This window comes from Polynucleobacter sp. AP-Kaivos-20-H2 (assembly GCF_018882215.1).
Lineage (GTDB): Bacteria > Pseudomonadota > Gammaproteobacteria > Burkholderiales > Burkholderiaceae > Polynucleobacter.
The window spans coordinates 499,700-519,969 of the sequence record NZ_JACVOX010000001.1; the positions used below are offsets into that span (position 1 = coordinate 499,700).

20 protein-coding genes and 1 pseudogene are annotated in these 20,270 nt (G+C 42.6%); 11 read left to right on the forward strand and 10 right to left on the reverse strand.

Annotated features, from left to right (window positions below; translation table 11 throughout):
• Nucleotides 1-73: 73 nt before the first annotated feature.
• From ICE89_RS02510 to ICE89_RS02525, 4 genes and pseudogenes are all read right to left on the reverse strand, one after another.
• Nucleotides 74-448 carry a response regulator gene (locus ICE89_RS02510; RefSeq protein WP_112294546.1) on the reverse strand — a complete coding sequence of 125 codons (375 nt, stop codon included), beginning with the start codon at nt 446-448 and terminating at the stop codon, nt 74-76.
• A complete protein-coding gene (locus ICE89_RS02515; RefSeq protein WP_216264713.1) occupies nt 445-2,292 on the reverse strand; it encodes an ATP-binding protein in 1,848 nt (615 codons plus the stop codon). The genes ICE89_RS02510 and ICE89_RS02515 overlap by 4 nt, the downstream gene beginning before the upstream one ends.
• A 57-nt stretch (nt 2,293-2,349) precedes the next feature.
• Nucleotides 2,350-2,829: pseudogene (locus tag ICE89_RS02520) on the reverse strand (GAF domain-containing protein); the annotation flags it as partial.
• 36 nt (nt 2,830-2,865) lie between these two features.
• Nucleotides 2,866-3,975, reverse strand: a complete 1,110-nt coding sequence (locus ICE89_RS02525) for a response regulator (RefSeq protein ID WP_216264715.1) — start codon at nt 3,973-3,975, stop codon at nt 2,866-2,868.
• A gap of 87 nt (nt 3,976-4,062) precedes the next feature.
• Here ICE89_RS02525 and ICE89_RS02530 point away from each other — a divergent pair, with 87 nt between their 5' ends.
• Together ICE89_RS02530 and ICE89_RS02535 are read left to right on the forward strand one after the other, a co-directional pair.
• Nucleotides 4,063-4,341: a DUF1902 domain-containing protein gene (locus ICE89_RS02530; RefSeq protein ID WP_216264716.1), complete on the forward strand. Its 279-nt coding sequence runs from the start codon at nt 4,063-4,065 to the stop codon at nt 4,339-4,341.
• A 2-nt stretch (nt 4,342-4,343) separates the two neighbouring features.
• Nucleotides 4,344-4,607: a type II toxin-antitoxin system HicA family toxin gene (locus ICE89_RS02535; protein WP_216264717.1), complete on the forward strand. Its 264-nt coding sequence runs from the start codon at nt 4,344-4,346 to the stop codon at nt 4,605-4,607.
• A gap of 4 nt (nt 4,608-4,611) precedes the next feature.
• Here ICE89_RS02535 and ICE89_RS02540 read toward each other — a convergent pair whose 3' ends face one another.
• The 3 genes from ICE89_RS02540 to flhD all read right to left on the reverse strand — a co-directional run bounded on the left by ICE89_RS02540 (nt 4,612) and on the right by flhD (nt 6,846).
• The gene (locus ICE89_RS02540; RefSeq protein WP_216264718.1) at nt 4,612-5,757 is read right to left on the reverse strand and encodes a flagellin; all 1,146 of its coding nucleotides are present in this window, start codon (nt 5,755-5,757) and stop codon (nt 4,612-4,614) included.
• 155 nt (nt 5,758-5,912) lie between these two features.
• Nucleotides 5,913-6,476: a flagellar transcriptional regulator FlhC gene (gene flhC, locus ICE89_RS02545; RefSeq protein ID WP_216264719.1), complete on the reverse strand. Its 564-nt coding sequence runs from the start codon at nt 6,474-6,476 to the stop codon at nt 5,913-5,915.
• A gap of 37 nt (nt 6,477-6,513) precedes the next feature.
• Nucleotides 6,514-6,846 (reverse strand): flagellar transcriptional regulator FlhD, encoded by a 333-nt coding sequence (gene flhD, locus ICE89_RS02550; RefSeq protein ID WP_216264720.1) that lies wholly within the window; start codon nt 6,844-6,846, stop codon nt 6,514-6,516.
• 396 nt (nt 6,847-7,242) lie between these two features.
• On the opposite strand from flhD, the gene ICE89_RS02555 reads away from it, so the two are divergent.
• Nucleotides 7,243-8,505, forward strand: a complete 1,263-nt coding sequence (locus ICE89_RS02555) for a response regulator (protein WP_216264721.1) — start codon at nt 7,243-7,245, stop codon at nt 8,503-8,505.
• Nucleotide 8,506: 1 nt separating this feature from the next.
• Here the strand turns inward: ICE89_RS02555 and ICE89_RS02560 are convergent, their stop codons facing one another.
• From ICE89_RS02560 to ICE89_RS11700, 3 genes are read right to left on the reverse strand one after another with little or no spacing between them, the layout of a single operon-like run.
• Nucleotides 8,507-9,100: a FlgO family outer membrane protein gene (locus tag ICE89_RS02560; protein ID WP_216264722.1), complete on the reverse strand. Its 594-nt coding sequence runs from the start codon at nt 9,098-9,100 to the stop codon at nt 8,507-8,509.
• 53 nt (nt 9,101-9,153) lie between these two features.
• The gene (locus ICE89_RS02565) at nt 9,154-9,819 is read right to left on the reverse strand and encodes a FlgO family outer membrane protein (protein WP_216264723.1); all 666 of its coding nucleotides are present in this window, start codon (nt 9,817-9,819) and stop codon (nt 9,154-9,156) included.
• The gene (locus ICE89_RS11700) at nt 9,816-9,944 is read right to left on the reverse strand and encodes a hypothetical protein (protein ID WP_255558632.1); all 129 of its coding nucleotides are present in this window, start codon (nt 9,942-9,944) and stop codon (nt 9,816-9,818) included. Before ICE89_RS11700 ends, ICE89_RS02565 begins: the two co-directional genes overlap by 4 nt.
• 301 nt (nt 9,945-10,245) lie before the next feature.
• Here ICE89_RS11700 and ICE89_RS02570 point away from each other — a divergent pair, with 301 nt between their 5' ends.
• From ICE89_RS02570 to ICE89_RS02605, 8 genes are all read left to right on the forward strand, one after another.
• Nucleotides 10,246-11,058 (forward strand): bifunctional 2-polyprenyl-6-hydroxyphenol methylase/3-demethylubiquinol 3-O-methyltransferase UbiG, encoded by an 813-nt coding sequence (locus ICE89_RS02570; protein ID WP_216264724.1) that lies wholly within the window; start codon nt 10,246-10,248, stop codon nt 11,056-11,058.
• A gap of 94 nt (nt 11,059-11,152) precedes the next feature.
• Nucleotides 11,153-12,016: a flagellar motor stator protein MotA gene (gene motA / locus ICE89_RS02575; protein ID WP_216264725.1), complete on the forward strand. Its 864-nt coding sequence runs from the start codon at nt 11,153-11,155 to the stop codon at nt 12,014-12,016.
• A 3-nt stretch (nt 12,017-12,019) separates the two neighbouring features.
• Nucleotides 12,020-13,015: a flagellar motor protein MotB gene (gene motB / locus ICE89_RS02580; protein WP_216264726.1), complete on the forward strand. Its 996-nt coding sequence runs from the start codon at nt 12,020-12,022 to the stop codon at nt 13,013-13,015.
• 58 nt (nt 13,016-13,073) lie between these two features.
• On the forward strand, nt 13,074-15,020 hold the full coding sequence (locus ICE89_RS02585) for a Tar ligand binding domain-containing protein (protein WP_216264727.1): 1,947 nt from the start codon (nt 13,074-13,076) through the stop codon (nt 15,018-15,020).
• A 189-nt stretch (nt 15,021-15,209) separates the two neighbouring features.
• Complete coding sequence (flhB, locus tag ICE89_RS02590; protein ID WP_216264728.1) at nt 15,210-16,370, forward strand: flagellar biosynthesis protein FlhB; 1,161 nt, start codon at nt 15,210-15,212, stop codon at nt 16,368-16,370.
• Nucleotides 16,367-18,445, forward strand: coding sequence for a flagellar biosynthesis protein FlhA (gene flhA, locus ICE89_RS02595; RefSeq protein ID WP_216264729.1), 2,079 nt, complete (start codon nt 16,367-16,369; stop codon nt 18,443-18,445). The genes flhB and flhA overlap by 4 nt, the downstream gene beginning before the upstream one ends.
• Entirely contained in the window at nt 18,442-19,743 is a 1,302-nt protein-coding gene (flhF, locus tag ICE89_RS02600; RefSeq protein ID WP_216264730.1) for a flagellar biosynthesis protein FlhF, read from the forward strand. Before flhA ends, flhF begins: the two co-directional genes overlap by 4 nt.
• Nucleotides 19,744-19,780: 37 nt before the next feature.
• Nucleotides 19,781-20,269 (forward strand): hypothetical protein, encoded by a 489-nt coding sequence (locus tag ICE89_RS02605; protein ID WP_216264731.1) that lies wholly within the window; start codon nt 19,781-19,783, stop codon nt 20,267-20,269.
• Nucleotide 20,270: the final 1 nt, after the last annotated feature.

The following is a 20,270-nucleotide window of genomic DNA, read 5'->3' on the forward strand; positions in this document are numbered from 1 at the left end:
TTATAGAATTAACTGAGTAATTAGCAACGTTTGATTCTTGGGCAAAAAATCATAACTAGGTCGAAATAATGGCTTATGCAACAGAATTTTCTAGGGTGGATGCAATAGTGCTTAGAAAATCTCTAAAGCCAATCGGTTTTTCTATGAGGGCATTAAAGCCGGCATCCATAATGGCCTGCTTGTCTTCTTGCATAACAGAAGCTGTAAAAGCAATGACGGGAATAGCAGCGTAACGATCATCGGCACGCATAAAGCTCAAACAATCAAAGCCGCTCATACCGGGCATTTGAATATCCATTAATACGAGGTCTGGGACTTGCCTTTCAAGTTGCCCCTGCAAATCCTCACCACACTCTATTTCACTAGTCTCATAACCAGAGGATTGCAAAATATCCTTTGCGAGAGCTGAGTTAAGAATGCTGTCATCGACAATCAATATATGGGTCATTCTGCACCCCCCTTATCAACCTTGGGGATAAAGAATGTGAAGCTTGTACCCTCACCTAATGCTGAATCTAGTTTAAGCCAGCCACCTTGTAGATCTATTAGACGTTTAACGATTGCTAAGCCCAGGCCAGTTCCCTCTAATTTTCTGGTGTAGTTATTTTCTACTTGCTTAAATTCTTCGAAAATTTTCTCTTGATCTTTTGGATCAATGCCGATTCCAGAATCCTTCACAAGGATCTTGACGCCTGCCTCAGTACTTTCAGCCTGAACTACGATTTCACCACCCTCAGGTGTAAATTTGACAGCATTCGTTAGTAGATTCAGAAGTATTTGCTTCATTTTTCGCTCATCAGCAAAGATGAGATTTTCACCCTCACTGATAAATACATTAAGCTTTAATTTATTTTTCTTGACTCGCTCTGACACGATAGCAACGCAAGATTGAATAGCCTTATTCAGAGAAAAAATTTCTCTGAATATCACAACTTCCCCGGATTCAATTTTGGAGAGGTCTAAGATATCGTTAATTAAATCGAGTAAATGCTTGCCCGAGTTAAAAATATTTTTGACATATTCAGCCTGCTTGACATTGATTTCACCAAAAATCTTTTCTTTGAGAAGTTCTGAGAATCCAATAATGGAATTGAGTGGTGTTCTGAGCTCATGTGACATATTGGCTAAAAATTCAGATTTATGTCGATTAGCACTTTCCAGCAAGAGATTGCTTTCTTGCAAACGGACTTGATTTGTCTCGAGCTCTAAAGTGCGCTCACGCACCTTGTTATCAAGCTCCATATTCTGCTTCTCAATAATTAACTGAGACTCCCTTAATGCACTTTCAGCATTACTAATTCGCACCAACTCCTCGTGAATTTGCTCATTACGATTCAAAATCATTTTGATAAAAATAAATAGCAAGACCAAATTCAAAATTGCAATAAGCCATATCGCATAAAGCGACCTTAGCCAACTATTGAGATAAATATTGTCCGCCACTACTGGTGTGACAATGAATGGGAAATTATTTACTCTTCTGGGGGCAACAATACGGGTTTCAGACAGGCCATCCTGAATAGCTCTTGGCGTACTAACCTCTGCAACAGCATGATTAATATTTTGATCTGACATTAATTTCTTGGTGCTACTAGACAAAATCTTCTGGCCAATTAAATCTTCCCTAAAGGGATAGGCAGTCATTAAAGAAAAATCATTTCGATATAAAGAAACGGAGGCACCCTCACCTAGACTACTAATCACTTTTTTATAAAATTCAGAAAAGTTTGCTGCTGAAACACCAACCTGTAATGTTCCCAAGAACTCACCAGCTGGGGTTTGCAGTCTTTTGGCAATATAAAATACCCACTGGCCAGTACCCTTATTTTTAACTGGCAGACTAAAAAAATTAGTGTTTAGCGCGTGATCTCTGAGCTCTTTAAAATAATCTCGCTCGGATAAGTTGATCGGTGGTGGCGGATAAGATCTAGAAAAATTAACTAAACGCCCATCATCTAGAGCGATAGATGCCACATCAATCAAGGGATTTGATGCAATCTTTTCAGCAAGCAGTTGATGAACTATCTTTTGAGCGGCATACTGCTTAAAAGCAGATTCATTGGAAAAGCTGCTTTGCGGTAAAGCGTTGTAGATACTATTAAGTGCAACTTCCGCAGAAATAAATGTTTGCGCAGCGTGCTCAGATAATGTGAAAGAAACATTATCTGTCTGCCTCTTCCATTCCGATTCAGCATTGAACTTCAAGAAAAAACTAGCGGCAATGGCTATCGCAACAACCAATAGGCCCAAAGCAACACCCGAAGCGATAATGACTAAACGATTATTTTTCAATGGAGTGTTCGCAATTTTAGAAGGATTTCCAGCCCTAAAGCCTTAGCTTTCAAAGTGGGCTTGTAGCTCTTGCTCTACTACCAGTGCAAGATCTCGGAGGTGACCCAACTCTTTTTCTGAGAAATTTCTTGGCGCAGTATCAATAATGCAAAGGGTACCAACCGCCAAACCACCTGGTAAATGCAATGGAATACCCGCATAAAAACGGATGAATGGTTTTCCGATGACCAGTGGGTTATCTTTAAAGCGACTATCTTCTAGCGCATTGGGGATCAGAAAAATATCCTTACCTAAGATAGCATGTCCACAAAAAGAAATATCTCGTGGAGTTTCTGAGGCATCCAAACCACAACTCGATTTAAACCACTGCCGATCTTTATCTACTAAAGAGACCAATGCAATTGGTACATTAAATACGGAGCGCGCTAGTTTAGTAACGCGATCAAAACGCTCTTCAGGTTCCGTATCTAGAATCTCAAGTTGGCGTAATCCCGCCAGTCTTTCTGATTCATTTATTGGATTTTCAGGTTTCTGCATCTATTAACTCCTAATCAAGCGGATTGAAGTGAATTTTTACTGTGCAATTTTGAATGCCTCAATGGACTTATCAATATCTTTAAACATAATTGAGCCACGAGGTTTGGCGCCAGAATCCGCATATAAGCGTGACTGAGTTCGTACATCCATCAAAATTTCTCCAGCCTTAGCTTCACGGCATAGCCTCGAAACAATTTCAGTAACTGCACCAATTGCGGTATAGTCTTCACGACCCTCAAAACCCATCATACCCAAAGTAGCAAATCCAGTGGCAACACCAACCCCTATTGACAAAGATGGGTTGTAGCCTTTTTGACTCCAGCGAACTTTGAGATTGGTAAAAGCAGTCTGAAACCGTTTTGCCAGATTAATAGCCTGCATTGGAGCGTTATCAACCGGTATCGGGTCATTAAAAAAGATCACGATTTCGTCGCAAGAAAAACGCTGGACAGTGCCATTAAATTGACTAATGAGTTTGCCAAGAATCTGATGAAATTCGCTCAGAATGATCATGACTTCTTCTGGCTCTCTATCCATCACCAAATTACCAAAGCCACGCAACTCAAAAAACGCAATGGTGATTTCTTTACGATGAGGTTGTAAGAGACCCTCCTGTTTATCAGAAACAATCTTGGTGGCAACATCCGCAGGCAAAGATCGTTTGAGCTTATTAAGGCTCTCGATTTCCTCAACTTGTTTTGCAACCTTTTTTTCTAGGTCTTGGTTGAGTTGCAGCAACTCTCTATTTTTGTCAGCAATTTCTTTTTGAAGACCAGCAATGCGCAGCAAAGAATCTACTCGCGCTAACAGTTCTGCCTGATTAATTGGCTTACTTAAAAAGTCATCTGCGCCAGCCTCTATTCCTTTGACTTTTTCACTGGAAGGATCCAGCGCTGTGAGCATAACTACTGGTAGTAATGCAGTTTGTGGTTTTTGACGAATGGGCTGAAACACCTCATATCCGGACATCTCAGGCATCATGACATCTAGCACCACGAGATCAGGCATGGACTCTTCGATAGATTTGAGGGCTTCGGCGCCACTAACAGCTGTTTTAACAGCATAGTCACGACTCTCTAATACAGCCTTTAATAGATCAATATTTTCAGCGGTATCGTCAACAATTAAGATGTTTGTGGGTTTCATGGCTTAGTTACTGATTTATATAGGTATTTTTGATAAATTAGGCTATTTCCGCCTTATTATATTATATTATCCTTACAGCAATCTTGAATGTTTAGAGGTCGCACCAATCCGGTTACTGGAGATCACATGGAAAAAGTATTTTTGATCCGCGCAGAGTGGGATAACGATGCGAGCATTTGGTCCGCCACCTCTGATGATGTATTGGGACTAGCAACTGAGGCCGACTCTATTGACATCCTCTTTAATAAACTCTCTTCCATGGTTCCAGAGTTAATGCTTTTAAATAAACTGACGGACCAGCCTGAAATTGTGTATGAAGTGCTAGCCCGTAAGTCGTCAATAGCTCACATACCAACTGAGGCTTAATCATGGCTAAAGTCATCGGGTCTTATCGCGGCAACTCTTTTTCTACAGATTTATTAGCCATACTCAAAGAGGCTGGTTGCAACTATCATGCGCCAGCGCACCGGGGTAATCACGACATTTGGTTCTCACCAATTACGGGGATTTACTTTCCGTTTGATAGCAAAATCCTTTCGCATCACACTGCAAATGCGATCCTAAAGATCGCGGGCCTACCAGAACAATTTGAGGCGCATCAAGAAGACGGCTCAGAGGATATTGCTGAGTAAGTGATTATCTAAAGATCGACAGCAGAGAAGATGCAGCTGAATTCAGCTGCGAAACTACCTGAAAATCAAGACTTTGCTGAACGCTTAATTTTTGCAGATCTGCTTGTAGAGCGGTCAGATCAATATTTTGAATACCATCCACCAATTTCTGTGAGCTAGCTGCTAATGCTGTGCTATTTTCTTGTGCGGTATTGAGATTTGTAGTAGCGGCCGTCATAGAGGCTTGAGTGGCAGATATTTTTGCCATTATTGAATCTATCAATGTCATCACGGTAGAGGCAGCAGTCCCCCCTGAAATAGTCTGAGTGACACTGGCCGGAGTCATCTCTCCATAAGAGGTCCCAATTAAGGTCAATACATTACCCGAGCTAGTGCCCGTGTAATCGCCGCTAAAAACATCGCCACCGAATGAACCCAAACTAGAGGATGGATTGGTATTCGAAGCCATTTTACTAGCGAAGATGGCGGCAACTTGAGTGCCTGTCAAACTCGCAGCAGCAGTAAACTTCAGATCACCTATTTGATAAGAATCACCGGGACTCATTGCATTGAGGCTTATTGTTTGCTGAGCATATACTGAATCGGTACCAGTTACGGTGGAGGTTGAAGTCGTATCAACAGTACTATCCGCAAAAGAGACGGTATTGAGATTTAGAGTTGCTTGCAAAGCTGCAAGATCGAAACCCCTCACCGCAGTTGTTTGATTATTAACGCCATCGGAACCACTTAATATAGAAAGGGTATTGCTACTCGATAGCAAGAAGCTCCCGTTAATGCCCGTACTAGCAGCTATTTTTGTTAATGCCGTATTTAATTTCGTAAAACTGTTAGTAAGGCTTGTCTTATCAGTGCTGTTATAGAGGCTATTAGCAACTTGAGTTGCTATATCTTTCATTTGAGTCAAAATCGACGTAGCAGAACTTAAACCTGTTTGAGTGACGCTAATAATATTATTAGCATTAGTGATGCTAGTTTGCACAGCTGATTGACTAGTAGCCTGCGCAGATAATCTAGCGACAACACTACTCTCTTGCGTGGTCAGGGGACGTTTGCCATCAGCAATCTGGGTATGCGTTGTTTGAAGGCGCGCCTGAACATCACTGACTGCACCTTGAAGGTTTGATGCCAAGGAAGCGATCGAATTATCCATAGAATCAAAAAATGAATGGTTGAGGTAATACAGCCATAGTAATTAATGAATCTTGTTTTAAAGGGTCGAAAAAAGGCATTTAATAGCCTTATTTCCAAAATCACCTAGAAATAGTGTTTAGGGGAGTATTTATATCAGGGTCCAGCTAGAAGTCTTTAAGCTGCAAGCAGAAATTTCTTATTCTTCTGGTACTTACCTGCCCTTGATGGGACATTACAAAGATTGCACTCGTAGTCCTCGTGTAAGTCATACACGTCAACAACAAATTTGCCTTTACAGCATGAACAGGTTTCAGTTTTGAGAAGTTTTTGCTCTACGAAACGAATCAAGGTCCATGCGCGAATTAGGCTAATAACTGGCTCGTCACTGATCGGATGATCATCAGCCTGCTCAATAATGTGATATTGCTCAAGATAAAGCTGATAAGACTTAATCAGGGCTTGAATCCCTGTCACGCCAGTATTTTCTTTTAAGAAGTTGTAGATATTCAGAAATAAAGAGGAATGTATGTTCGGTTGCCAGGTCAAAAACCAGTCGGTTGAAAATGGCAGCATGCCCTTAGGGGGTGAAATACCTTTTAATTCTTTATAGAGTTTTGTTAAACGCTCGCGTGATAAGGAGGTATGCGACTCTAGTAACTGTAGGCGGGCACCTAAGTTAATCAACTGGATTGCTAGCTGCAGCTGCTCGGTCTCACCAACAATGCTTTTAACCTTCATGATCTAAATTCCGCTCTCGTTATAGGTATTGCAGAACTCAGGCAATGGCTTCGGCTTTTTGGCCGGCCATCAAAATAGAGCTGTGAACGATGGATTGGGATAAACCCTTAGTATTCTTAGTCAACATACCCAACATAGCAGCATCGTCAAAGCGAAAGCGCATCAACATCATGTTGGAACTAGCCAACTTAATCAGCTGAGAATTGCTTAAATCCCCAATTAAATCAGCGATATCCTTGCTCACGCCAAGGCGGAAAACAGCCTGATCCTTATCTGCTTGAATCATCTGTTGAGCCAGCATTAAATAATTCAGATTCGCTTCACGAATTTCTGTCATAATGCTTTCTTGTGATTTATCAATCAGTTGCATGTTTTGTCTCACTTAATTTATGCGATTACTAGTTTCGCGATGAATGTAGTTTGCCCGACCCAATTTATTTCTAAATGAGATAAATACTACAAATTCAGTAAGACAAATACTTACAAATATGTATAAAATTTGTTTTTAGCAAAGACTGATTGGTTGTAACACTGCGCTTTTAATCATAGAAATTCGCAATACTTTCGCCGCTCAAATAACCAGCAATACTATATGCTATCTAGCATTAGCACGAATGGAGACTAGATTTTGTATACGCCGCAAAGTAACCAAAACTTAGCCATCTCTATTGACTTAGCTTTATCTTCTGAACGCCCTACTCGGAAATTTCTGGTAGGAGAAAGCAGGCCTTTTGTAATGAATTCACAGAAAAATTAGCGCAAGACTGTGACTTTAAACAACACAATATCTAATGAGAACCAAGCAAATAGCCAGCACCCTGTGTTGGCAACGGCTCAAGTGCTCATCGTTGAAGACAATCTTATTAATCAGGTTGTCATTAAACAATTTCTAGCTCGTGCTGGGGCGCGTATTGATGTCGCGAACAATGGCCAAGATGCTCTAGAGCTATTAAAGACAAATCAGTACGACGCAGTCTTGATGGATATTCAGATGCCAGTATTAGATGGCTTGCAAGCCTGCAAACAAATTAGGGCACAAGAGCATTTGAAGTCATTACCCATCATTGGGCTTAGCGCAGGCGTATTTTCCAATGAAATTCAACAGTGCTTTGATTGTGGAATGAATGACTTTATTAGCAAACCGATCGATCCAAACAGGCTATATCAAACATTGATCAACTGTATTTTACAGTTACGGCCCCCTCGCGAGCATTTGAAATCAACCAATATAGATAGAACCGATCCCCGAAAATTATCCAATAAGCTACTGCAAGACTTGCCCGGCTTTAACATCAATAAAATTGCATTCCTAATGAATGATGTTGCCTTGACTTTTAAATTACTAAATCTTTTTGTAGAAGATTGTCGGGATTGCAGCGTAGGCCTCCAAAATGAAGTAGCAATGAATGATTTACAGTCTGCACAAAAACGGATTCACGCATTCAAAGGATCTGCATGCACCATTGGGGCCGATGCAATATTTACTGCTAGTGAATTTCTGGAGGCAGACTTAAGACTTGGCCAGCTCCATACCGAAAATTACAATGATTTTCTAGAAGTGCTTACAGAGACTCGGATTCGCCTAAAGCAATACCTGGCCATTGCTGAATCGTGCTTAGATAAGAGAGCTATAAATCAAAATCTTCAACCTAAGCCTTTGCAAGATCGCATGATTCTTTTAACTGAAGATAACGTGATCGCTCAACAAGCTCTCAAAGAATTCCTAGAAATTTTTGGTGCTCGTATCGATGTTGCTAGTAACGGTCAAGATGCTCTAGAGCTATTAAAGACAAATCAGTACGACGCAGTCTTGATGGATATTCAGATGCCGGTATTAGATGGCTTGCAAGCCTGCAAACAAATTCGGGCACAAGAGCATTTAAAGTCTTTACCGATTATTGGGCTTAGCGCCAAAGTTTGCGCAGATACATCTCAGCAGTGCCTTGATCATGGCATGAATGGATGTATATCTAAAACAGTTGACCCCAAGGAGCTAGTCAGTGAGCTTGCTCAATGGATCAAACAATAAACTATTTTTCTAGTTTTAATTTACCGCCGCTACATAGGTAGTTCAACTCACGCACAAGGGCTGCGCTAATAATTTGATTGCTTGGATCAATGGCTTTGACATTGATGACCAGCTTATTAGGTAAATTCAGGTAAGTTCCAACAATCACCTGACTTGCACCAACCTTAGTATTGCCTGTCTGACCAATCTTGCGTGTCAAAGACACAATACCTGTATCGCTAATCCGAATGTCTTTACCAAACTCTACTTGCACCACTTTTTTGCCAGGAATGCGCGCTAAATAAGTACGCATCATCTCACTCATCACCAAAACATTGGGTTCTGTTTTGAGGGTATTGACGTTCACAAAATCAGCAACAAGTAAGACACCGTATTCATCCGGACCATTAGGATCAAATTTAGGTAATGAGGTATTAAGTTCGGTTGCCATACCCGATACCAGCAAAGTCAAATCAGTTGCTTGGAGTTTGTCTTCAAATGTGAGGCACTGAGACTCCGTGCGAGTCGTACTGCAAGCCGACAGGCCTAAGATTGCACAGATGGCAACAATACCCATAGGCAAATAAGAAAGGTTAAGGCGGTCACGAATAGACATATCGATTCAGAATAGCAATAAAAGTCATATTCTACTAGTGGGAGCCAGAACAATTAATTAGTAAGATTTAAAACGGGCATAGTTGGTGGTCTTGGGGGGCCATCCAATAAATGTGAGATCAACCGATCAGCAGGTAATTTCACTTGTGCCGTAGAAACTACTGCACCACTATTTACCTGAATCATTCTGACATTCAATATTAAGCCCTCAGCAGTGTTTACGTATGTGCCAGTGATTATGCTGCCGACTTGTGCTGCAGGCTTGAGTTGCTTTGGATCTCTACTCAGAGAAAACTCACCACTTGCTTCAATCAGAATATTTTTTCTAAAGGTAACATCAGTGACGGTCCAATTTCTTAATTGCATCTCATGCATGAGGTTTTGCGCTAGTAATCGCCCCAATTGAGATGTCTCATTCAAAGTATTTAGTGCGACAAAATCGGTTACCATTAATGCGCGACTTCTCATTTCTGGAGAAAGATTGCGCTCTAACTGCTCAGCTATAAACATCGAAGCCGAATTAAGAGTACCTGTAGAGGAGGTACTGGGAACAAGCGAAATCGACTCGTAGCGAAATGGATAAGGTGAGAGCGTTTTTTCTTGCCCTGATTGTGCCTGTGCTTGAGCGGATACTAGAAGGCTTATCGCGCTCAAAGCATACAAAATAGATGCAGCCCCAATACCCCACTTTGTAGAGTTTTTGCTGAATTTTAATTTCATTGCGGCACCACTCTGGAGTTGACGGCATCAGTTGGCATGATCTTACTCAGCTTGGTATCACTTTCCGGAAGTCGAACTCGATAACTCACTGGAAAATCACTGGATATCGCTGGCTGAATAATCATTACTGAATAATAGGGCTGTGAGCTGCAATTTTCACAGTTGACTGCGTACGGCGAGCTCGCAGAGGTGCATCCTGAACAAATCAGAAGACTCATAATCAATAATGCAAGATAATTTAAGCGCAACATAACCCTAGTCCAAAATTCCTACACGGCTTCACTTGAATAATTTAATGTCCACAAATGTTTTGATGCGGCTCATATTAATAAAGCCCGTTTGTATTCATCCCTATGTATCCTTTACGGCTCAAAATTGCGATTGATGAGTGTTTAGTCAAATGATTTTTATTAAGCTAAAAACTTGATGGCAAAACTTTTTTCATTTAATAAGGCTCCTCCTGCTCTAATTGCCCTGTTCATACAAGTTTGTGCTTTCGTGCTAGCCGCTCTCCTGTGCTGGCTTGCGATACAGCTTGGGCTTTATTTAGAAGTATTTTTGCCTGGCTCTTTTGTGGAGCTGGCAGTTCTCCTGACAGCACAAGGAGTATTTGCCTATTTTTTAAGCATTCGGCTGAGAATGGCGTACTGGTGGCGCTATATTCACCTACTTTTTCCCTTTGCTATTTTGATGGCACTTGTATTGCAAATTCCTACTGGCTACTTTCTACTCGGTTTTATCGTCACTGGAGCCCTTTTTTGGTCAGTTTTTATCACTCAGGTACCCTTTTACCCCTCTAAACCCGAGGTTTGGGATGCAGTTTCTGAGCTTTTGCCAGGCAAGCAACTCAGAATTTTAGAAATCGGCAGCGGTCTGGGTAATTTTGCAATCCGCATAGCCCAATTGCGACCAGAATCTCAGGTTGAGGGCATTGAGATAGCGCCTTTGCCCTGGCTTATAAGTACTGTACAAGCCAAGCTCTTTACTTCTAGGGTGCGTTTTCGTCTAGGCAACTATGAAAAAGTGAATTTTTCCGACTATGACCTGATTTTTGCCTACCTTTCTCCTGCAGCAATGCCCGAACTCTGGGACAAGGCCCTTTTGGAGATGAATAGCGAAAGCCTCTTAATTAGCCATGAATTTCCCGTCCCTGGCATTGATGAATCACAGAAAATGGGCTTTAGCTCAGACCAGCGCGAATGCTTTGTCTACGTCATTGGCCAATATCGCCCTACTTAACGGGAAGACAGGCGCCATAATCATGCTTTATTCAGGCAATTAAATGTCGTAATTACAGGTATTCTTCTGATATTCAGGCAAAAAGGGGCTCATTGTGTTTGTCATCATTGGTTATGTAGTCGTTATTTTCTCAGTCTTCGGTGGATTTGCGATGGCCGGCGGACATCTCGCAGCCCTCCTCCAGCCAATCGAATTATTGATGATTGGGGGCGCTGCATTTGGTGCTTTTTTAGTTGGTAATGACATGAAGACCATTAAAGCAACGGTTGCAGCCCTACCGACTGTGCTGGCTCCATCTAGTTATAGCAAAGCCCTCTATTTAGATTTGCTAGCCATGATGTTTGAGTTTTTGACCAAGATTCGTAAAGATGGCATGATGGCCATCGAAAAAGATGTTGAAAATCCTGAGAACAGTGCGATCTTCACCAAATACCCAAAGATTATGAAAGACCATCATTTGATGGACTTTTTATGCGATTACTTACGCATGATGCTCTCAGGCAATATGGAGCCGTTTCAAATTGAAAACCTCATGGATGTGGATATTGAGACACATCACAATGAAGGACATGCGGTGTGTCATGCAGTTGCAAAAATGGCTGACGGTATGCCAGCCTTTGGTATTGTGGCCGCCGTGATGGGTGTGGTCCACACAATGTCCTCAGTTGGCCAAGTTTCGAACAATGAGTTGGGCGTCATGATTGCACATGCGCTAGTGGGAACCTTCTTGGGTATTTTGCTTTGCTATGGATTCGTTGGCCCATTAGCTACCATCCTAGAACAAAAACTGAATGAATCCTCTAAGATGCTACAGACTGCTAAGATCATTTTGCTTGCCAGCTTAAATGGTTATGCGCCAACGATTGCAGTTGAGTTTGGACGTAAGGTATTAAATTCTACTGAGCGCCCTGAGTTTCTGGAACTCGAAGAATATATTAAAGGCGCCAAGACGCGTTAATCCATGGCTACTAAAGAAGAAAAGCCTCTCATTGTTGTAAAACGCATTAAAAAAGTGGCTGGTGGGGCACACGGAGGTGCATGGAAGATTGCTTATGCAGACTTCGTAACCGCCATGATGGCCTTCTTCCTTTTGATGTGGCTTCTAGCGTCCGTCTCCAAGGAGGACTTAAAGGGTATTTCTGAATACTTCAAGATGCCGATTGAAAAAATCGTATCTACCGGACCTAGCACTACTGGTTCAAGCGGTATTTTCGTTGGCGGCGGCAAAGATCTGACGCGTAAAGACGGTGAAGTTTCTAAAGCAGATGACAACAGCGATAAATCTCCGCAAAAGATGCTGGATGAGGAAGGCCTCAAGCAGCTGAAAACCAAAGTGGAATCTGTTATTCAAGATAACCCACAACTGCAAAGCTTGAAAAAACAAATTCTCATTGATATTACTGATGACGGTTTACGCATTCAGATTGTGGATAACCTGAAAAGACCCATGTTTGCCTTATCCGATGATGAACTCCAGCCTTATGCGCGGGAGATTATGAAAACGATTGGTAAGTCACTCAATGGTGTTGAGAATAAACTCACTTTGTCTGGTCACACAGATGCATTGCCCTTCCCCAATAAAGAAAAGTCTTACAGCAACTGGGAACTATCTGCTGACAGAGCGAATGCTGCTAGGCGAGAATTAGTGAACGGCGGTATGGATGAAACCAAATTACTCCAAGTGATAGGTTTATCCTCTGCAGTTTTATATGACAAAGCAGATCCACTAAACCCGATCAATCGCCGCATCTCCATTATTGTGATGAATAAAAAAGCGCAAGAGCGTATAGAGAGAAATATGTCTATTGAGGCTGGTAATGCCGAAGGTGTACAAAAAGGCATACAAGCCTCAGGTTCAAAAAGTGCCCCAACTTCAGCTCCTGAGGCAAAGCCAGCCGCTAAGGTAGACACCAAGCCTGATGTGAAGCCAGCCGCTAAGCCAGAAGTTAAACCTTGAGGCTTTGCCTCTTCAATTGAGTTATTTACCCTTCCGCTTATTTGTAATAATGTAAATCATGATGAAACTCAATACTGGACTTTCAAAACTTCCTTACTTGCCAGTCAAGGTTAGCCTGCTCGGCATGTTATTAACCGCCCTTGTTATGGCGGGCTTGCTCTTAATTAATACTCAAAGCTGGACCCCAGAATTCAAAATGGCTTTGAAGCCATCAAGCACTGCAACATCAAAAAATACTGCATCCGAATCACCAAAAGCTGAAACGCCTGCACCTGTTGACTTAAATAAACTCAAAGAGTTAATTACACAAAATCGCCTCTTTTTAAATACCGCTTACGCAGAAAAAAAATCCCCTGATCCCGTCTCAGAAGAAGTGCGTAATCTAGCGGAGCGTGTTACTCAAGATCTTGCCGAGATGAATGCTTTATGGCAGTCCTATCTAGCGCAGCCTCTGAGCCCTGAAGAAAAAACTATAGCAACCCAATTTACAAACGATTTTGATAAGTTGGTAAACCAGTCCATCAAACCTGCTGTTGATCTTTTGCAAGTAAATTATTTGTCGCAAGCCAGCGCGCTACTTGCTCGTACTCAAGGTTTGCAAACGCAAGTAATGTCAGATCTAGACGCCCTCATCAAGGCGCAAGCGAGTGCAAGACTGATCGCCTTACAAAAGAAAAGTGTTACAGAGGCCAATCCAGCAGCCCCATCAATCCCAGTGCCCCCTCTTACTGAGCCAACCAATCGGCCAAATGAAGCATCTTTAGTTACGCCTCCAGCAAAATCAACCGCCCCTTCCTTTGAGCATAATTTGCCATATGACAAGCTGATTATTATTGCTATCGGTATGTTGATCATGCTGAGCCTGGCAGCTCAAATCTCTCGAACCCTTAAACATAGTTTAGGCGCTAGCCCTGAAGAGCTAACAAAGGCTGCAGGCTATATTGCCAGCGGTCAATTGGATCACCGCATTGCATTAAGTGCAGGTGATCATAGTAGTGCAATGGCTGCTATTAAAGCAATTCAGGGGGAGTGGAAGCAATTCATACTGGATACCAGCATTTTGAACGCCGCCCTGCAAGACGGCAAACTCTTAGGCCGCCGAGATGCAGATCAGCATCGCGGTGCTTTTTATGAATTCGCTCAAGAACTCAACACTACTATTGACTTAGCCATGCAAAAGGGTCAAGTCTCTGAATCTGCGCAACGTAGTGTGCAACAAGCACTCCAAAAAGCCTTAACGCAAGCTCAAGCTATTCCTGCGGCACTACAAAATCATGATCTGAGTAAACGGCTTTCAGTCGATAGCGATCTTGAAGAGGTCAATTTACTCAATAAAACGATGAATCAACTCTTAGACAAAATGGAAGAGCTAAGTAGCTTTGCAAAAGGTCAAGGGGTAGAAATTCAGAAGCTAGCTAAAGAGTTAACCCTTTACCATGCGAGCTTGATCAAAGGCGCTGAAGAGCAGGCTCAAGTCTTGCAAAACTCCAACTTAAAGATGCAAGGCTTGGGCGAAAGTACCAAACAAAATGCTGAAAATGCGAAACAGGTTCGCCTGATGGCAGTTTCAAGCTCTGAAATGGCTAATACTCTGACCACTGAGGTTGGTCAGGCTGGAATTCCTGCTGAAAAAATCGATGCTATTCATAAGGTGGTTGAGCGTATTGCTAGCTCAACACAATATGTCGCTGATATGAGCGCCAACATTACCACTGCCGCCTTAGATCAGAGCTTAAACCTCTATGAAGTTAATGGCGCTGTATCTCAGATGGAAAAAATTGCCCAGAAAAATGTAGAGACTATGAAAGATACTGCCCTTAGCGGGGAGATGCTTTTACAGCATGCTAACGCCCTTGCGCAGACTTTTGGTCAACTAACGGTATCGGCACCCAAAACTACTGCTATGCAGCCTGGCACGACTTCCCCAGACAGCCCTGAGAGTTCAGAGCCCGATATTCCTGCGGCGGACCCTAGCGAAAAAGATCCTGACTGGAAGCTGTTTTAAGTCCAATTGAGGTAAGGTTCTCGATTCAAAATTCTCTCTAAATCTGGTGTTTTTGCCCTATCTTTATAAAAAAACTAGGTTTTAGAAGCTTGAATTAAGGGGGGTTCACCCCCCTTTTCCAGCAATTCATTTGAGCCCCGCTCGCTGAAAATTACACATCAGCAAGTTAATCCTTTTGAAGGTATAGCGGTGGCAGAAGAAAGCGATGTAGAAAAGTCAGAACAGGCCTCGGGGCAGCGCTTAGAGAAAGCGCGCGCAGAAGGCGATATTCCTCGTTCGAGGGAACTGGCAACTTGCGTCTTACTTTTCACTGCTGGTTTGTCTATTTGGGGCTTAGGCAGTCACCTTGGTGCCGCCCTTAAAGAGATGTTGAGTACTGGCCTGACTTTCGATAGCAAATTAGCTTTCAATACTGATACTTCCCTAGTTCGCATGTCAGATCAAAGTATTGATCTAATGATGGCGTTTGCTCCCCTTGGCTTTGCATTGTTGATTGCTGCGCTTGCTGCCCCTATTTTGGTGGGCGGGTGGAACTTTAATACCAATGCCTTGATACCCAATCTTGAGCGAATGGATCCAATTAAAGGTCTTGGCAACCTCTTTTCCAAAAACTCCTTAGTAGAACTCGTTAAATCGATCGCCAAAACGATCTTAATTGGGGCAGTAGCTTATTTTGTCATTTCAGCTGACTTTGCTGAGCTCATTACCCTTTCATTAGTGCCTGTAGAGGTAGCACTTGCAAAGACGGGCTTATTTTTAATCAAATCATTTATTTTTATCGCAGGCGCTTTAATTGCGATTGCTTTAGTAGACGTTCCCTATCAACTCTATCGTTATGCCGAAAATCACAAGATGAGTCGCCAAGAACTCAAGCAAGAATCAAAAGAAGGTAACGGTAGCCCTGAAATTAAAGCAAAACTGCGCCAGCAACAGCGTGAAATGTCACGTCGTCGCATGATGTCCAATGTTCAAAAAGCAGACGTAGTAATCACCAACCCAACCCACTACTCAGTTGCTATCCAATACAAAGAAGGCGATATGCGCGCACCAGTACTACTCGCTAAAGGAACAGATACCTTAGCTCTACGTATTCGTGAGCTGGCCAAAGAAAAAGAGATTTTAGTACTCGAGTCACCAAAACTGGCTCGTGCTATTTACGCCAATACCGAGCTTGATTCAGAAATTCCAGAATCTCTCTACCTTGCAGTTGCTGAAATCCTGGCATTTGTATTCCAGGTGAAGAACTTTAATGGTCGAAGCGGCACTTATCCAGCACAACCACATAATATTTTTGTGCCAGATGAATTAGATCCTTTATCTAACACTAAGCAACTTGAGCTCGCATCATGAACCTCACGCAATTTTTAGACTCTATTAAAAATCTCAATAGCAAGACAGTTGCTGGACCAGCCATAATTGTTCTGTTGTTAGCAATGATGATCTTGCCAATTCCAGCAATTGGCTTAGATCTTTTATTTACTTTTAATATCGCCTTGTCCATCTTGGTGCTCATGATTGGACTCCAGACTTCCAAGCCATTAGATTTTCTAGCCTTTCCAACGGTGCTCTTAGTGACCACTATGCTGCGTCTGAGCTTGAACGTAGCCTCTACGCGCCTAGTGCTCACTGAAGGTCATACAGGCCCTGCTGCAGCCGGCAAGGTCATTGAAGCTTTTGGACACTTCCTCATTGGCGGCAATTACGCGGTCGGTATTGTGGTCTTCATTATTTTGACCATTATTAACTTTACGGTTGTTACCAAAGGTGCTGGACGTATTGCTGAAGTCGGTGCACGCTTTACATTGGATGCGATGCCTGGCAAACAAATGGCGATTGACGCTGATTTAAATGCTGGCTTGATTGGCCAAGATGAGGCTCGTAGCCGCCGTTCTGAGATTAGTCAAGAAGCTGAATTCTATGGTGCAATGGATGGTGCCTCTAAATACGTTCGTGGTGATGCGATTGCAGGTATTTTGGTCATTGTAATTAATATCCTGGGTGGCCTGATTGTCGGTATGCTCCAGCATGATCTGAGTTTTAGTGATGCAGTAAAAAATTACACCCTCCTCGCTATTGGTGATGGCTTGGTAGCACAAATTCCATCGCTCATTATTTCTGTTGCAGCGGGTATCGTAGTATCACGCGTTGCCAATAACCAAGATATTGGAACCCAGTTAACCAAGCAACTCTTTACTAATCCAAAAGTACTCAATATCACAGCCATGATTATTGGCGGTATGGGCTTGATTCCGGGCATGCCAAACTTAGCATTCCTTTTGCTCGCCATGACCCTTGCTGGAATAGCGTATTCGTTAAAAAGTCAAAGTAAAAAATTACTTGAGTCAGAATCACAAGCAAAGAAAGAAGAGGCACAAGAGTCTGTCGATGCGACCTGGGATGATGTCAGACCAGTGGATGCCCTTAGTCTAGAAATTGGATTTCGACTGGTACCTTTGGTAGACCTGCGTCATGGTGGCGATCTGATTAAGCGGATAAAGGCACTGCGTAAGAAATTTGCCCAAGATATCGGCTTCTTGACGCCATCAATTCATATTTCTGATAATTTAGAGCTCAAACCTTCTGAATACAGTATTAAATTAAAAGGGGTTGAAATTGCCAAGGGAGAATCCCATTACGGTCAATACTTAGCCATTAACCCGGGCAACGCCATCGGTCAATTACCTGGACCAGATACCACCGATCCAGCCTTTGGTTTAGAAGCCACCTGGATTGAGAATGATTGGCGCGAGCAAGCTCAAAGCATGGGGTACACCGTAGTAGATGCGAGTACCGTGATTGCAACGCATCTTAATCATATTATTGGCATGCATGCCTCAGAGCTATTAGGTCATCAAGAGGTTCAACAATTAGTCACCTTGCTTGGCAAAGAATCACCAAAATTAGTTGAAGACCTAATTCCAAAATTACTCACGGTCTCTGTCGTGCAAAAAGTTCTCCAAAATCTCTTGGCGGAAGGTGTCACTATTCGCGACATGCGAACCATTATGGAAACGCTCATTGAATATGCGCCCCACACTCAAGATCCTGCCGAGCTGACTGCTAAAGTGAGAATTAAGTTAGGTCGCGCGATTACACATCAACTCTTCCCTGATAGCGACGAGATGTCAGTGATTTCTTTGGAAAATAATCTCGAGCGCTTGCTGATGCAAGCAGTCAGCGGCTCTGGCGACAATAGCTCGATTGAGCCTGGAATTGCTAAAACGCTTGCCAATGAAGCCAATGAAGCTGCTAAAGAGCAAGAAAGAAATGGTCACTCGCCGGTATTACTTGTGGCATCACCCTTGCGCGCCACCTTAGCCAAATTTTTGAAAAGAGTGACGCCCAACCTACGCGTTCTTTCTCATGAAGAATTGCCCGATTCCAAAACTATCCGTGTTGCCAACTTAATTGGAGGTTCAGTATGACCATGAAAAAATTTCTAGCTAAAACGACTCGTCAGGCTTTGTTGCAAGTCAAAGAAGAGCTTGGTGAGGACGCCACCATTATTTCCAATCGCTCGATAAACGGCTGGACAGAAATTTTGGCACGCAGTGAGTCCATCACTCTTCCAGGCTCCAAGCTTCTCGATGGCGCAATGACAGCTAAGCAACAGGCAGAAAAAGCCTTACAAGCCAAAAAAGTTCAAGAGACAGTCGATTTACTCAATGGTAAATCTACTTCTAAGGCGATTGCTCCTGAAGCAACTGCTCCTTCTGTTGAAGCAATGAAGATTCAAGAGCAACCTGCAGAGATCATTAACCACCCTCAAATTCAGGGAATGCTTAAAGAAATGCGCGAGATGCGTAACCAGTTTCAAGCACAATTGGAAACCCTCTCCAATAGCACTCTCGAGTTCAGCCCCAATAAACGGGATTTGATGAGCCAATTTTTATCTGCTGGCTTTAATTTAGACCTAGCCAAACGGGTGATTAGCAAGTTGCCTTCGGATTTTTCTGCAAAAGAGGCAAAGCCTTGGGCAATGAACTTACTCGCTAAAAATATGCAAGTTCTAGAAAATGAAGCAGAGATCATGAATCAACACGGTATCTATGCCCTGCTGGGGCCTACTGGTGTTGGCAAAACCACAACCATCGCCAAAATTGCTTCTCGCTTTGTTCTTAAGCATGGTAATCAAGATATTGCCTTAGTCACTACCGATACCTATCGTATTGGCGGTCACGAACAATTACGCATTTATGGCAAGATTTTAGGTGTAGAAGTTTTTGCCGCAAAAGATGCTCAAGAATTACAGCAAACTTTAGAGAATCTTAAAGAGAAGAAACTCATCCTCATTGATATGGCTGGTTTAAGCCAAAAAGATAAGATGGTGAGCAATCAGCTTGACATGCTGTGCGAAGCTTCGCGTGACATTAAAAAAATTATTTGCTTAAATGCCAGTGGTACGCTCGACACCCTCAACAATGTCAGCAAAACCTTCGCCGGCAGAGGATTAGATGGCTGCATTATTACAAAAGCAGATGAGGCAATTGGCCTAGGTGGTGTTATCAATGCCGTTTTGCAAAACAAACTGAAGGTGCTTTACCTCACTAATGGTCAGCGTGTTCCAGAGGACATTGCCCTGGTTGATAAAATCGCTTTGATTGAAGAAGCATTCAAACCGGAAAATTCGGACGAACACCTCTCGATTGTTAGGCCAGAAGACCTGCCTGCTTTTTTCAGCAAATCTGTAGCTATGGGACAAGGGCATTTACAACATGCTTAATCCACGCGATCAGGCAGAGGGCCTTAGGCGAATTTTAATGCCCGCCAAGGTTTCTCCCATCAAAACCTTGAGTACTGGACTTGCTCAAGGAAAGGGTCATCTATTGCAGGATTTGGTTAAAGACATTCATCGACACAATATCCACTTTATTGATACAAGCCTGGATCAGTCCCAGGATCTGCCCTTAGCCCTCTTAAACCAGCATGAAATCGTGCTGAAGTTAGCCCAAAGCTCAGAGTCCATCAAGAGAGCCTTTGGAATCATCAAATTATTGGCTAAAAGTCCAGAAAACCGGGTTTTTGGCATCATTGTGAGCGCTCAGAACGCAGAGACTGCCAATACGGTCTTTCGCAATCTTAAGAACGCCAGCCGCCATTTTTCACAGATTCAACTTGAGCTCATTGGCTTTAGTACACTTAGCAATAATTGGGTAAGTCCAGTAACGATGAATAACCCAATTTCTTCACCAATCACTACAAGAAACCCTATTTTTACGCCCCAATTTGGTATAACGCCCACTCTATAAA